Source organism: Allobosea sp. 10L422, from assembly GCF_056395345.1.
The window spans coordinates 187,739-201,370 of record NZ_JBFTJI010000001.1 but is presented as its reverse complement, the minus strand read 5'-3'; the positions used below and the strand labels follow the sequence as shown (position 1 = coordinate 201,370).

Annotated in this window: 13 protein-coding genes; 7 read left to right on the top strand and 6 right to left on the bottom strand. The window is 65.8% G+C overall.

The genetic code is table 11. The annotated features are described in order from the left end of the window. Position 1: 1 nt before the first annotated feature. Together AC1DEZ_RS00945 and AC1DEZ_RS00940 are read right to left on the bottom strand one after the other, a co-directional pair. On the bottom strand, positions 2-1,555 hold the full coding sequence (locus AC1DEZ_RS00945; protein WP_476778256.1) for an ABC transporter substrate-binding protein: 1,554 nt from the start codon (positions 1,553-1,555) through the stop codon (positions 2-4). A gap of 11 nt (positions 1,556-1,566) precedes the next feature. Next, positions 1,567-2,892 carry a M20 family metallopeptidase gene (locus tag AC1DEZ_RS00940; RefSeq protein WP_476778255.1) on the bottom strand — a complete coding sequence of 442 codons (1,326 nt, stop codon included), beginning with the start codon at positions 2,890-2,892 and terminating at the stop codon, positions 1,567-1,569. 135 nt (positions 2,893-3,027) lie between these two features. Here AC1DEZ_RS00940 and AC1DEZ_RS00935 point away from each other — a divergent pair, with 135 nt between their 5' ends. Together AC1DEZ_RS00935 and trhA are read left to right on the top strand one after the other, a co-directional pair. After that, complete coding sequence (locus tag AC1DEZ_RS00935) at positions 3,028-3,840, top strand: GntR family transcriptional regulator (RefSeq protein WP_476778254.1); 813 nt, start codon at positions 3,028-3,030, stop codon at positions 3,838-3,840. Between the two features lie 299 nt (positions 3,841-4,139). Continuing rightward, complete coding sequence (trhA, locus tag AC1DEZ_RS00930) at positions 4,140-4,808, top strand: PAQR family membrane homeostasis protein TrhA (RefSeq protein WP_476778762.1); 669 nt, start codon at positions 4,140-4,142, stop codon at positions 4,806-4,808. Positions 4,809-5,045: 237 nt separating this feature from the next. On the opposite strand, the gene AC1DEZ_RS00925 is transcribed toward trhA, so the two are convergent. Genes AC1DEZ_RS00925 through AC1DEZ_RS00910 form a run of 4 tightly spaced genes read right to left on the bottom strand, consistent with a single transcriptional unit; the run spans position 5,046 to position 9,205 of the window. Further along, positions 5,046-5,798: an SDR family NAD(P)-dependent oxidoreductase gene (locus tag AC1DEZ_RS00925; protein ID WP_476778253.1), complete on the bottom strand. Its 753-nt coding sequence runs from the start codon at positions 5,796-5,798 to the stop codon at positions 5,046-5,048. Continuing rightward, entirely contained in the window at positions 5,798-7,087 is a 1,290-nt protein-coding gene (locus AC1DEZ_RS00920; RefSeq protein ID WP_476778252.1) for an ABC transporter substrate-binding protein, read from the bottom strand. Before AC1DEZ_RS00920 ends, AC1DEZ_RS00925 begins: the two co-directional genes overlap by 1 nt. A 59-nt stretch (positions 7,088-7,146) precedes the next feature. Beyond that, positions 7,147-8,442, bottom strand: a complete 1,296-nt coding sequence (locus AC1DEZ_RS00915) for an ABC transporter substrate-binding protein (protein WP_476778251.1) — start codon at positions 8,440-8,442, stop codon at positions 7,147-7,149. Continuing rightward, positions 8,414-9,205, bottom strand: coding sequence for a FadR/GntR family transcriptional regulator (locus tag AC1DEZ_RS00910; RefSeq protein ID WP_476778250.1), 792 nt, complete (start codon positions 9,203-9,205; stop codon positions 8,414-8,416). Before AC1DEZ_RS00910 ends, AC1DEZ_RS00915 begins: the two co-directional genes overlap by 29 nt. Positions 9,206-9,315: 110 nt before the next feature. On the opposite strand from AC1DEZ_RS00910, the gene AC1DEZ_RS00905 reads away from it, so the two are divergent. From AC1DEZ_RS00905 to AC1DEZ_RS00885, 5 genes are all read left to right on the top strand, one after another. Next, positions 9,316-10,440 (top strand): mandelate racemase/muconate lactonizing enzyme family protein, encoded by a 1,125-nt coding sequence (locus AC1DEZ_RS00905; RefSeq protein ID WP_476778249.1) that lies wholly within the window; start codon positions 9,316-9,318, stop codon positions 10,438-10,440. Between the two features lie 198 nt (positions 10,441-10,638). Further along, on the top strand, positions 10,639-11,511 hold the full coding sequence (locus AC1DEZ_RS00900; RefSeq protein WP_476778248.1) for a carbohydrate ABC transporter permease: 873 nt from the start codon (positions 10,639-10,641) through the stop codon (positions 11,509-11,511). Beyond that, positions 11,504-12,346 (top strand): carbohydrate ABC transporter permease, encoded by an 843-nt coding sequence (locus AC1DEZ_RS00895; RefSeq protein ID WP_476778247.1) that lies wholly within the window; start codon positions 11,504-11,506, stop codon positions 12,344-12,346. The genes AC1DEZ_RS00900 and AC1DEZ_RS00895 overlap by 8 nt, the downstream gene beginning before the upstream one ends. Before the next feature lie 35 nt (positions 12,347-12,381). Beyond that, positions 12,382-13,248, top strand: coding sequence for a DUF6772 family protein (locus tag AC1DEZ_RS00890; RefSeq protein WP_476778246.1), 867 nt, complete (start codon positions 12,382-12,384; stop codon positions 13,246-13,248). Beyond that, positions 13,248-13,583 carry a hypothetical protein gene (locus tag AC1DEZ_RS00885; protein WP_476778245.1) on the top strand — a complete coding sequence of 112 codons (336 nt, stop codon included), beginning with the start codon at positions 13,248-13,250 and terminating at the stop codon, positions 13,581-13,583. Before AC1DEZ_RS00890 ends, AC1DEZ_RS00885 begins: the two co-directional genes overlap by 1 nt. Positions 13,584-13,632 lie beyond the last annotated feature (49 nt).

Sequence of the window (13,632 nt, the reverse complement as noted above, 5' to 3'; positions counted from 1 at the left end):
CTCAGCCGCGCTTCGGCGCGTTGGCGCCGAGCGAGACATGGTCGAGCCGGAACACTGCGCCGCGCGGATGGAGCTGATAGCCCTCGACCCAGTCGCGCTGCCCGCCGAGCAGGTCGAAGAAGGCCGGGATGATCGAGGGCACCTCGTCATACATCAGCTTCTGCGCCTCGGCGTAGAGCGCGCGGCGCTTGGCCTCGTCGACGGTCGCGCGCGCCTCGAAGATCAGCTTGTCGAAGGCGGCATTGTTCCAACGCGTCTCGTTCCAGGCGGCGTTGGAGGTGTAGAGCAGCGAGAAGATGGCGTCGGCCGTCGCCTGCATGTTGTAGAAGCCGACATAGAACGAGCCCTTCTTCCAGACCTGGTCGAGATAGGTCGCATGCGGCATGGTCTCGACCTTGATGTCGAAGCCGGCGGGTTTGGCCATCTCGCGCAGGGCCACTGCAAGCTGGGTGCGCTGGCCCGGTCGGTCGGAGGCGATCAGCGTTGCCTCGAGCCCCTTCGGATAGCCGGCCTCGGTGAGCAGCGCCTTGGCCTTGGCGATGTCGGCTTTCTTGGCTGGCAGGTCGGCATAGAAGCGATAGGCCGGGTTGAGCGGCGTGTCGTTGCCGGCCGAGCCGAAGCCCTCGGTGACGAAATCGACCATGGCGGCGCGGTCGACGGTGAGCGCCAGGGCCTGGCGCACGCGCACATCGTTGAAGGGCTTCTGGTCGCAGCCGAAATTGACGTTGCAGAACTGGCCCGAGGGCACGCGCAGCGCCTTGACGCCATTCGCCTTTTGTAGCCGGCCGAACTCGGTCGGTGGGGTCGTGCTGATCAGGTCGGTATCACCCGCGATCAGAGCTGAGGCCTCGGCGCTGACATCCGGGAAGACGACGACCTCGATCTTGTCGAGATAGGGCCTCGCCTTGTCGTAGTAGGCGTCGTTGCGGGTGACGACGATCTGCCGCTCCGGCTCGAAGGAGACGAGCTTGAACGGACCGGTGCCAATCGCCTGACGGTCGAGCTTCTCCAGCCCGCCCTTGATGACGGCCGCCGGCACGATCTTGGCGTTGGTATAGGCCAGCGTCACCGGCAAATCGGCGAAGGGCGCCGAGAGATTGAAGACGACGGTCGCATCGTCCTTCGCCGAAACCTTGGCGATCGGGCCGACATTCTGGCGCGCCGGCGAGGCGGTCTTGGCATCGAGGATCGCCTCGAAGGTCGCGACGACATCGGCCGCCGCGCAGGGCGAGCCGTCATGGAAGGTCAGGCCCTTGCGCAGGACGAAGGTCCATTCGGTCAGGTCGGCGGAGTTGGTCCAGGACTCGGCGAGATCGGGCTCGGCGCTCATATCGACCTTGAGCCGGGTCAGGCCGGAATAGAGCAGTTCGGCGACGAGATATTCCGGGTTCACGCGGGTGACGAGCGGGTTGAGCTTGGCGACCGCCTGGTCGACGCTGACGCGCAGCGTGCCGCCGCGGCGCGGCGTCTGCGCGAAGGCCGGGATGCCGCTCATGGCGAGGCCGCTGAGAGCGGCGGAGGCGGCGAGGAAATCGCGGCGATGGATGCTCGGCATGGGACGCTCCTTCAGCTCTGTGACGTGGGCAGATCGGGGTTGATGTCTGGCCTGAAATCGGCGGCGAGATAGGCGAGCACGGCCTTGGCCAGCGCGACAATGTCGGGCACGGTCGTGTACTCACCGGGCGAATGGATGTTGCGGTCGGGCCGGCCGAGCCCGCCGAGCAGGACCTCGCTTCGGCCGGTAGCTCGCTGGACCCAACCGAAATCGGAGCAACTCGCAGCTCCCCATTTGCGGAACTCTCCCGGCGCATAGCCGAAGCCCTCGCCCGTGGCCGTCTGCCAGCGCGGCCAATGCGGCCCGGTGGGGTCCGCAGTCGGCATGAGATGGCCCACCAGAGCCGTCTCGACCGTCAGCTCCGGCACAGCGGCAGCGCAACGGCGGATCACATCCTCGATCTCGGCCAGCGCATCCTCGAAGCGTTCCTCGGGGGCGTAGCGTCGGTTGATGGTCAGTTCGAGCAGCGCGGGAACCTGCCCGCCGGCCGTGCCGCCCCGGATCGCGGCGAGGTTGAGCTGGGCGGCAAGCGGCGGCTTGCCCGGCGGCGGCGGCAAGGCCGAGACGCGGGTCGCGACCCTGGCTTTCAGCGCCGCCAGCGCATTGAGCAGCGGCAACGCGGCCTCGATCGCATTGAGGCCGCCACCCCGACGATTACCCTCGCCAGCATGGACGGTTTGGCCGTGAATGCGGACGAGCAGGTTGAACAGGCCAAAGCAACCGGCCCAGACCCGGGCCTCGGCGCTGCCGTTGAAGTTGAGGATGTGCCCCGGAACCCGGCCCTGCTCGGCGAGATAGCGAATGCCGGGATAGAGGCCACCCTCCTCGTCCGTGCAGAACAGCAGCACTGGATCATAAGCCAGTTCGACCCCGCAGGCTTTGGCCGCCCGCAGAGCCAGCAGGATCGCGGCGATGGAGCCCTTCATATCGGCCGCGCCGAGGCCGATCAGGCGCTCGTCATCGCGTTCCATCCGCAGCGGGTCGGTTTCCCAGCCTGCCGCGGCGGGCACCGTATCGACATGGAAGTAGAGGCCGCAGGCTGGCCGCCCGCTCGCGCGGCTGGCGATCAGGTTCGTGCGTGCTCCGGCGGCGGGGCCGTGCGGGAGATGCCAAAGCGCCTCGGGAACCGCGACGCGCTCGCTCTCAAAGCCGAGCGGAGCGACGAGCTCCTCCAACAGCCCCGCAAAATCGTCATAGCCGAGGCCCGGCGGGAAGGAGGTATCGACTGCGATCATCCGGTCGAGCTCGGCGACCGCGCCGTCGACATGACCGGCAATCCAGCCGCCGGCCTGCGCCAGCACGGTTTCCTGATATCGAGGCGAGGAAGCTTCCGACATCGCTCAGCCCGCAAAGGCCGCGCTTGTCCGGCGCCGGCCCGATCTGCGATGGAGCACTTGAACTGCCGCAACTGGCAACACCATTTGCGGACCTCCTTCTTTCATATAAACTATATAGAAATAGGACAGACTGGCATGCCCCCTGTCAATGCCAAAAAAGCGTCGAGCGCTGCCGCCGGAACAGGCAATGGCGCCGGCGCGTCCGCGCCGGTCCTGCCGAATTTCGGCGCCGGCGAGGCGGCGCCGCTCTATGAGCGCGTGAAGCGGCATATGTCGGAGGCCATCCTGGTCGGCGAGTGGCCGCCCGGCATGGTGCTGCCCAGCGAAACGGCTTTGGCCCAGGGCTTCGGCATCGCCGTCGGCACGGTGCGCCGGGCGATGAGCGATCTCGTCGCGGAGGGCTTGCTCTCGCGCCGCCGCAAGACCGGCACCGTCGTAACCGGGCGGACACCGCATCACAGCTTGCGCTTCTTCTTCCAGTATTTCCGCTTGCACCGTGCCGATGGCAGCCTGGTGAAATCCACCAGCCAGTTCCTGAGCGTCACGGCGCGACCGGCCACGGCGGAAGAGATCGAGCGCCTGCAGATTACCGCGGGTGGCATCGTCGCCATCCATCGCATCAGGCATGCCGACGGCCGCCCCGTCATGCACGACAAGCTGCTGCTCGCCGAGGAAAGGGTGCCGGACCTGCCGCGCGAGCCGGAGGCGCTCCCGGCCTTGCTCTACCTGCATCTCCTGGAGCAATACGGCATTCGTATCTCGGCCGTCCGCGAGCAAATCACGGCCGATCTCGCGAGCGATGAGGACATGGCGCTACTCGACCTGCCTGAGCGTCAGGCCGTCCTCACGATCGACGAGGTCGCGTACGATCAGGCCGGCGTTCCCACAATCCTCGGATGGCACCGTGCGACGACCGCCTCACATGCCTATGTGAATGAAGTCCGGTAAGAACGCGCCAGGTGTGGACGGTTCTCCTTTGGCAAGGGCTATTGAGCGTTCTGTAGGGCTGGTCGGTGCGGGCATGTGTCGACGGTCGGCTTCGCGGGGCAGCCGCCCTCTACGGCACGCTACGACGTGGATTTCTAGGCCGAGCGCCTCGCCCGGGCGAAACGGCTCACCTTCGCTCTAGACCGCGGGGACGCATCCATTGAAGCGGCGGCAGGTATCAGCGGCACCGGTTTCGACATCGGAATGACATAGATGCTCGGTACCCGGCGAAGCCAAACCAAGCCGCCAGCACGTTAGGAATTGCTGTGAATGTTCCCGTAACAGGGCGCTTCGTCTTCAGGCGTGCCGAGCTTTGGGCTGACGGCGTGATCCATGCCCTGGGCGTTACCTTAGGGCTGGCTGCCGTCGCAGCTTTGATCGTTCAGGTCGCGAACAGTGCTCCGTTGTTCGATTTGATCCCCGTATCAATCTACAGTGCGGCCCTTCTGACGGTTCTCATCGTCTCGGCAACCTACAACATGTGGCCGATCTCGCCCCGCAAGTGGCTCATCAGGCGCTTCGACCATTCGGCGATCTACGTCCTCATCGCCGGCACCTACACGCCATTCCTGATGAAGCTGAGCGGGAGCATTTTCGCCCAGGCTCTCCTGATAATCGTATGGCTCGCGGCGGCGACCGGCGTCGTCATCAAGGTCGCTTTGCCGGGTCGATTTGATCGCCTGTCGATAGCGCTCTATCTCCTGATCGGGTGGAGCGGTCTTCTGATCTGGGAAAGCGTCAGCCTCCTTCCAGCGACTACCGTATGGCTGATCGTTGCAGGCGGTCTTCTGTATTCGATTGGTGTCGTTTTCCACGTCTGGCATAGCCTGCCGTTCCAGAATGCGATCTGGCACGGCTTCGTTCTTATTGCTTCCGGCTGTTTCTATGGGGCTGTGTTTCGGGCGTATGCGATAGCGCCGACGGCGTGAGCCATGGCCGCCATCGGCAACCGCTCGGCCTCACCTCTCCATTTCCACGATTTGGCTGAGCTCTTCAGGCGTAAGCTCTAGAGGCCCAGCCTCCAGATAGCCGGGTCGCTTAAACTGCGATGCCGTGATTGGCAGACGAGTGGCGCTGCGGGCCAACACCGGGAGTTGGATCGGTGCCGAAAAGCGGTCGTTAGCAGATATCCAGATGGGAGCTCGGCAAGAAGGTCGTGGCGGCTGTCACAGTTGCAGGCCGCCATCCACCGCGATCTCGGCGCCGTTGATATAGCCACCCTCGGGCGAACAGAGCAGCAGGGCGATCCCCGCGCAGTCCTCCGGCTTGCCGAGTCTGCCAAGGGGAATGCGGGCGAGCACCTGCTCCTTCCGCCCGGGCTGGGCGAGGACGGCGCGGTTGCGGTCGGTCAGGATCGCGCCGGGCTTGACGATATTGAAGGTAACGCCCGGCGCCTGCGTCGTGCGGGCGAGGTTCAGGATCATGTTGGTCTGCGCGGCCTTGGTGGCCGCATAATAGAAATGCGTCGGATTGGGGCGCGCCTCCTGCACGGAGCCGATCGCGATCACCCGGCCGAAGCCGCGTGCGAGCATGGCGGGCAGGAAGGCCTGTAGCAGCCGCACCGTGGCGTGGAGATTAATCTCAGTCTGGGCGCTCATCGCCGCTTCCGAGACCGCGTCCCAGGTCTCCAGCATTTCGACGGAGGCACAGAGCACGAGGATATCGGGCTCGGTCCCCCGCGCCTTCAGCTCATTCGCCATGGCTGGCGGGACTGCGGGCCCCGCGAGGTCGGCAATCAGGGGCGAGGCCAGGAGGTTTCGCGCCCGCAGGTCGGCCACCGCAGCGTCGGCGGCGCCGGCATCCCGGTCATGGATGATCGCATGGGCGCCGGCCTCGGCGAGGCGCGTCGCGATCGCAAGGCCGATGCCGCGTGCCGCGCCGGTGACAAGCGCGACGCGGTCTGAAAGCGCTCCAGCCATCAGCCGAGCAACGGCTTCACGCGCGCGGTGGCATCATCCATCGCCTGCTGCGCCGGCTTGCGGCCGAGCACGGCGGCCTGCGTTTCCTCGATGAAGATGTCGTGGGCGCGGGCCTGCTCGTCGAAGGCTGGCAGATGGATGCGCGAGGCCTTGAGCGCGGCGGCCTCGTCGGGGGCATAGGGCATCGCCGCCTTCAGCTTCTCGTCGGCATAGGTCGAGATGCGCACCGGGCCGTTGCCGTTCAGCGCCATGGCGGTCGTGCCGGTTTTCGAGGAGAGCGCGCGGATGAACTCCCAGCTCAATGGCTTCTGCTTGGCGCTCTTCGGGATCACCAGCGACCAGAACTCGACCGTCGGCGCGTATGCGACCTTGCCGGCGAGGTCGGCGGCCATTGGCGGCAGCAGCGACTTGAAGCGGCCGCCATATTTGCCCTTCGACGGGTCGTTATAGGTGACGAGGCGGGCGAAGGGATTGATCGTCATCGCCGCCCTGCCCTGCTGCATCCAGGTGGTGATCTCCTCGTTGTTCACCGTCGCGAAATTCCGCGGCAGCACGCCGGCCTTGTAGAAATCGGCGAGCAGGGTGAGCGCCTTCACCATCGGCGGCTCGGCCGCGACGATCTTGCCGTCTGATGTCATGTAATCGCCGCCGAGGGAGCGGGCGAGCGTCAGGAAGTTCGAAGCGAATACGGCGGTGAAGGCGAGGCCATAGACCTGCGTGCCATCCTCGCGCTTGAAGGTGAGCTTGCGGGCAAGCTCGGTCAGCTCCTCGAATGTCGTCGGCAGCTTGGTGACGCCGCGCTCTTCCAGCAGGGCCTCGTTATAGATCAGGGCATTGGTCGCGTGGCGGACGGGGATGCCGTGCAGGGCTTCGCCGACCTTGAGCGGGGCGAGCAGGCCCGGAGCGAAATCATCGAAAGCCTCGATCGGCGCCTGCTTCATCAAGCTGTCGAGCGGCTCGAAGAGCTGGAGATTGCGCGGCACAGCGCGTCCGTTGACGAGATAGGCGACGTCGATCGAGGTCTCCGACAGCGAGGCCTCGCGCAGCAGCCGCTCATGCACGGCGTTGACGTCGCCGAAGGTGACCCAGTTCACATCGGCTCCAGCAGCCTTGCGGAAGCTTTCGGTCGCGTCGCCGCCGGGCCCGGTCGTCGCGGCGGTCTGGTGGACGCGGTGGCCGAGCGCCGTCAGCGTCTTCGCCTGGGCGAGGACGCCTTTCGGTATAAGGGCGGCGGTCGCGGCGGCACTGGCAAGCGCACCGAATCTGCGGCGCGAGATGCTGGATGTCATCGATTGTCCTCCCGGATATGTCCCCGGCGGCGCTTTGGTCGCGCCGCTTTCTCGACCGTTCAGGCCGGCAGCAGCGGCTGCACGCGCTTGACCAGCGACCCCATCGCCTCCTCCGGCGTCTTCATGCCGAGCACGGCGGCTTCCGCCTCTTCCTTGAACAGGTCGCCGGCACGCGCCGCCTCGTCGAAGGCCGGCATCGGCACGCGCGCGACCTTCAGCACCTTCAATTCCTCGGCGGCGTAGGGCACAGTTCCGGCAAAGCTCTGATCGGCGTAGGTCGAGGCGCGCACCGGTCCATTACCGTTGAGCGCCGCCTTCAGCGTCGCCTCCTTCGAGGCCATCGCCTTGATGAAGCTCCAGGCGAGGTCCTTGCGCCTGGCGTTCTTCGGGATGACCATGCCCCAGAACTCGACCTTGGCCGGCGCGGCGTCGTACTTGCCGGCGAGCGTCTTCGAGGCGGGAACGGCGATCGTCTTGATCTTGCCGGGGAATTTCGACTTCTGCGGGTCGTTGTAGATGCGGTTGCGGCCCATGCTCTGCAGGCTCATCGCAGCGCGGCCCTGCTGCATCCAGACATTGACGTCCTCGGGCGAAAGCGTCGCGAAATTGCGCGGAAAGGCATTGGCCTGGAAGAGCGCGCGCAGCGTATGGATCGCGTTCAGCATCGGCGGCTGGTCGGCGACGCATTTGAAGTCGGGCGTGATGAACTCGCCGTCCCAGGCGCGCGCGAGGTCGATCACGTTGGGATAGGTCACGCCCGGCGTGCACAAGCCCACGACCTGCGTGCCGTCGCTGCGGCGATAGCTACAGGCCTTGGCGATCTCGATCATCTCCTCGATCGTCGCCGGCGGCTTGGAGAAACCCTTCTCGGCCAGGATTTCCTCATTGTAATGCAGGCCGGAAGAGGCGTGGCGGAACGGGATGGCGAGTTGCTTGCCGCCGACCTTCATGCCTTCCATCAGGCCGGGGAAGATGTCGGCGACGTCCTCGACCGGGTCCTTCTTCAGATAGTCGTCGAGCGGCTCGAACAGGGTCGCGGCGCGCGGCACGACCTGGGTGTTGACCACGAAGCCGACATCGACCGAGGTCTCGCCGAGGCTGGCCTCGCGGAACAGTCGTTCCTGCAAGGGGCTGGTGTCGAAGGTCGTCCACTGGACGGTGACGCCGTTCTTCTGCGCCCAGTCCCTGGTGATGTCGCCGGCCTGCGCGCCGGTCGCGACCGTCTGCATGACGCGGTGGGTGAAGACGTTGAACGGGCCGCTCTGTGCCAGCGCGGCCCCGCCGAGCCCGGCGAAGCTCACCCCAAGGATGCCGGCCCCGAACTGTCTACGATCGAGCGTCGTCCTCTGGTTCATGCTGATCCTCCCTGTGGTTCGCGAGTTCCGCGATGGCGGCTTCTGCCGCTTCGAAATGCTTGTTCATGGCGGCAAAGGCCGCAGCCGGATCGCTCGCCCGGATCGCCTCGACGACGCGGACATGCCGTTCGAAGGTGCGCCGCCAGTCCTCAGGCCCCCTCGCCTCGCGCGAGTTGAAGATCTCCATGACCTCGCGGATCACCGGGCGCAGGCCCCGGATCTGGAAATCGAGCAGGCGGTTGCCGGATGAGGCGGCGACGGCCTCGTGGAAATCGAGATCGGCCTCGATCCAGCGCGGCACATTGCCGAGAGCATCTTCCATCCGGGCGAGAATGAGATCGAGCTTCTCGATATCCTCGGCCGAGCGCCGCTCCGCGCTATGGGCCGCGATCGGCGGCTCGAGGATGCGGCGCAGTTCCACCGCCTCGCTCAGGCCGTTGGCGCGGCCGCGCACGGCGAAACGATAGAAGCGGTCGAGCGGGGCGGCATCGAGCGCCTGCACCCGCGTCGGCTTGCCCTGCTGGATATGGACGACGCCCATGGCTGCGAGCTGGCGGATGGCTTCGCGCGCGATCGGCTTGCTGACGCCGAAGGAGGCCGCGATGCGCGCCTCCGATGGCAGGGAGTCCCCGGGCTTCAGGCGCCCCTCATGAATCGCCTGCGTGATGCGCTGGATCACCGCATCGCCAAGGCGCATCGGCACGACATCGCCACCCGCGAACGGGTCGTCTGCATCCAGAACGGAACGGGCGAGATCGCTCATCAATGTCCTCCGGCGGTGATCATTGACAGGTGCCGCGTTCCTTGGCAACTGTTCAACTTATCTGATAAGTAGATGCCGCTCAGCGGCACGTCTCGGGAGGGCCATGCCGCATGTCGGCCAGCCGCATCGCCAGAATTGATGTCCATCCGCTGCGGGCGACCCTGCCCAAGGTCCAGCGGACGTCGCAGGGCGACTATCCGGCGATCGAGATCGTCGTGGTCGAAGTCGAGGCCGAGGATGGCACCGTCGGCTTCGGCGAAGGCTTGTGCCGGCGCGGCGCGGCCGGCTATGCGCGCTTCATCGAGGAGGCGCTGGTGCCACGCCTGATCGGGCGCGATGGTGCCGACCGGCGCGCGCTCTGGAAGGCGATGCGCGCGGCGCTCTCGGGCCGCCCCGGCGGGCAGATCGTCGAGGCGATCGCGGCAATCGATATCGCGCTCTGGGACATCGCCGGGAAGCAGGCGAACCAGCCGATCCACCGCCTGCTCGGCGGCATGGGGCGCAAGGCGGTCGCGGCCTATGCCTCCTCGATCAACTGGCTCGACGATGCGACTGTCGAGGCCGAGGTGGCGGCGGCGCTGAAGGCCGGCTTCCGCGAGATCAAGGTCAAGCTCGGCCATCCGCTCAAGGACGCCATCGCCCGTGCCGGACTGATTCGGCGCCTCGCCGGCGACGATATCGCCCTCTATGTCGACGCGAACTGGGCCTATGACGTCGACGACGCTCTGATCGTCGGCCGCGCGCTTTCCGATCTCGGCTATGGCTTCTTCGAGGAGCCGATCGCGCCTGGTGATCGCGAGGGGTATCGCCGCCTCGCGCAGCACCTGCCGATCCGGCTTGCGGCCGGCGAAAGCGATTTCGTCGCAGGAGAGGCGCTGACCATGCTGCAGGATCGCTCGCTCGGACTGATCCAGCCCGACGTGACGCGCTCCGGCGGCATCACCGAGACCTGGCGCATCGCCGAGCTCGCCGCGACTTTCAACACGGCCTATGCGCCGCATGTCGGCTGGTCCGGTGCGATCTGCGTCGCCGCCAGTTTGCAGCTCGCAGCGGCGGCAGAGAGCTTCCGCACCTTCGAATGCATGGTCTACGAGAACCCGCTGCGCGACGCCTTCACTAAGCCGCTCGTCGGCGAGGGTTCGCAGCTCGTCGACGGCAAGCTCGCGATCCCGCAAGGGCCGGGGCTGGGCATCGAGATCGACCGCGAGGCGCTGAAGCGCTTCGGGATCGCGTGAGGCGGCGATGGATTCGAGCGCTTCCCTTCCATCCAAGCTCCGCCGTCATCCCGGACAAGCGGCGCAGCCGCGCCGATCCGGGATCCATCGAAAGGTGTCGAACTCTACGATGGATCCCGGGTCTGCGCTTCGCTTGCCCGGGATGACGGAGCGGTTTGGAAGAGCGGGATGGGTGAAATCTGAAGCGCGAGTGCTCTCATGACCACCCGCACGCCCATTTCCGCCATCGCACTGGTCACGCCGGTCCAGCTCATGATCGGCGGGATCATTTTCCTGCCGGCGATCTATGTCTTCTGGCTCAGCCTCAACCAGTCCTCCTTCGGTCAGGCGGCGACATTCGTCGGCCTCGCCAACTACGCCAAGGTGCTGGCCGATCCGTATTTCTGGAAGGCGCTGCTCAACACCGTCATCGTCGTCGCCATCGTCGTGCATGTCGAGTTGCTGATCGGGCTTGGCATGGCGCTGTTCTTCGCCTCGGGCGTGCCGTTTCGCCCTCTCCTGCTCGCCATCGTGCTCGCGCCCTATGCGGTGAGCGAGGTCTCGGCGGTGGTGATGTGGCGCTATTTGTTCGAGCCCGACGTCGGGATGATGAGCCGATTGCTGGCCGCGATCGGCCTGCCGCCGATCGAATGGGCGGTCAATCCGAGCCATGGCCTCGCCATGGTCAGCCTGCTCTCGATCTGGTTGCACCTGCCCTTCAGCTTCATCATCCTCTATGCGGCGAGAATGTCGGTTCCCGGCGATCTCTACGAGGCCGCCTCGATCGATGGCGCCTCGGCCTGGACCTCTTTCCGCCGCATCACGCTGCCGCTTTTGATGCCGGCGCTGCTCATCGCCGCGCTGTTCCGCTACATCTTCGCCTTCCGGCTGTTCTCGGAGGTCTGGCTGATGACCGGCGGCGGCCCGGCACGCTCGACCGAGGTGATGGCGGTCTATCTCTATCTCGAGGCCTTCCGCTACAACGCCTTCGGCTCGGCCGCCGCCACCGGCTGGCTCCTGGTACTCGCCTCGCTCCTGCTCGCGCTGTTCTATCTGCGCCGGCTCTACCGGGAGATGTTCGCGCGTGCCTAAGCTCTCCCTGCCCAAGGTTTTGCGCCATCTCCTGAAATTCGTCGGCGTGCTCGCAGTCGTCGCGTGGTCGCTCGTGCCGATCGGGCTGATCGCGATGTCGTCCTTCAAGGCCGACCGCGACATCTTCTCGACCACCGGCACCTTCTCCTTCGCGCCGACGCTGGCGAACTATCAGGCGCTCTGGAGCCGCTGGGGCGATTTCTTCTTCGGCCTGTGGAACAGCTTCCTCGTCACGGTCGGCGCGACTGTGCTGGCAGTCGGAGTCTCGCTGCTTGCCGGCTTCGCCTATTCGCGCTTCGCCTCGCGCGGCCTGCAGGCCTCGGCCTTCTTCCTGATCTTCATCCGGCTGATCCCGCCGATCGTGATCACGCTGCCGCTCTTCCCGGTGGTGAACTGGCTCGGGCTCAACGACACGCATTTCATCCTGATCGTGCTCTACGCCACCTTCTTCGTCTCGCTGGGGACGGTGGTGATGCGCACCTTCATCGACCAGATCCCGCGCGAACTCGACGAAGCCGCGATGGTCGACGGCGCCTCGCAGATGCAGATCATTGTCCGCGTCATCCTGCCGATGGCGGCACAGGGCATGCTCGCGGTCTCGGTCTTCGTCATCGTCTATGCCTGGAACGAGTTCCTCTTCGCCTTCATCTTCACCACCACCAATGCCAAGACCGCGCCGCTGGTGATCTCCGAGATGATCGGCGCCGTCGAGGGCGTCGAATGGGGCGTGCTCTTTGCCGCCTCGACCGTGCAGCTCGTGCCCGTGCTCGCCTTCGTCATCCTCATGCAGAAACACCTCGTCGCGGGCCTGACCGCCGGCGCGGTGAAGGGGTAACCGCCATGAACCCATCGGATTCCCGGCTAGACGACATGAGGCGCGCGCTCCGCGAGAGTGACCCGCAACTCAGCCGCTTCGACCCGCTGCCACGCATCATCTGCCTCGACGATTTCGACCGCGGCATGTGCGGCTGGACCCAGCTCGTCGGCAACTACGAGGATACGCTCGACGCGATGCTGCCGGGCTATGCCCAGCACAGCCACGCCATGCTCTCGACGCTGCCGAGCTGGGATTTCGGCTCGCATGGCGGCGTCGACGGCTCCTATGCGTTGAAGATCGCGACGCGTCCGAGGAAGGGCGCGCAGAATGTCGCGATCAAGCGCCTGACCTTCCGCAAGGCCGGGCCGATCCGGCTCGAGGCCTACTTCACCTTCAAGCCCGAGGCGACGGAGCTCGCGCTCTCGGAGACCGACATCCGATCTTTCGGCTTCCTCTACGATCTCCAGATCGGCGACACCTCAGGGCCGGGCGATCGCGTCATGCCGCACCTGCGCTTTCTCAACGCGCAGGACGGGCAGCACATCCAGAAATGGCAGTTCAAGCGCCGGACGACGCCGATCAAACCGATCGGCACCGCCGGCAAGACGATCACGCATTACCACCTCGCGCCCGAGGACTGGGAGGATCTGCCGGGCGGAGAGCAGCGGCTCTGCTACAACGAGATTCCGACCAAGGTGAACTGGCACTATCTGCGCTTCGATTTCGACCTCGCCGCGATGCAGGCGACGCGCTTCCAGGTCAATGACCGGGTCTTCGCCATGGACGGCTTCGACTGCATCCGCATCCCCGCGATGAAGAACCTGTGGTGCATGCTGAACCTCGCCTTCTTCGCCGAGACGGATACCAACAAGCGCGCCTTCGCCTATCTCGACTCCGTCTGCCTGTCGGGGGATTTCTGATGCTGCCCGAAAACCTGACCGCCGTCGTCGCCCGCAACGAAACCTGGACGGGGACCAGTGCGACAGAGCCCTACGAGGCGGGCTGGGCGAAGGAGGCGATCGTCTTCGTCAGAGCGCTGAAGGACCCCGAAGGACCTCTGCCGAAGGCGCGGATCGAAATCTCCGCCGACGGCATGCACTGGTGCCATGAAGGCTCGGAGTTCGCGCTGCCAGCGGCGAAGGACGCCGTTACTTTCCAGCGCCTGTCGCATTTCGGCAATTTCCTGCGCGTCGCAGCAACGCTACCCGATGGCGCCGCAGTGACCGTCCTGGTTACGCTTCATCTTAAAGCTTGACCGTGCGGGTGCGCCCAGCGCCACTTCCGGACGTTGGGTGTTCGCCCCA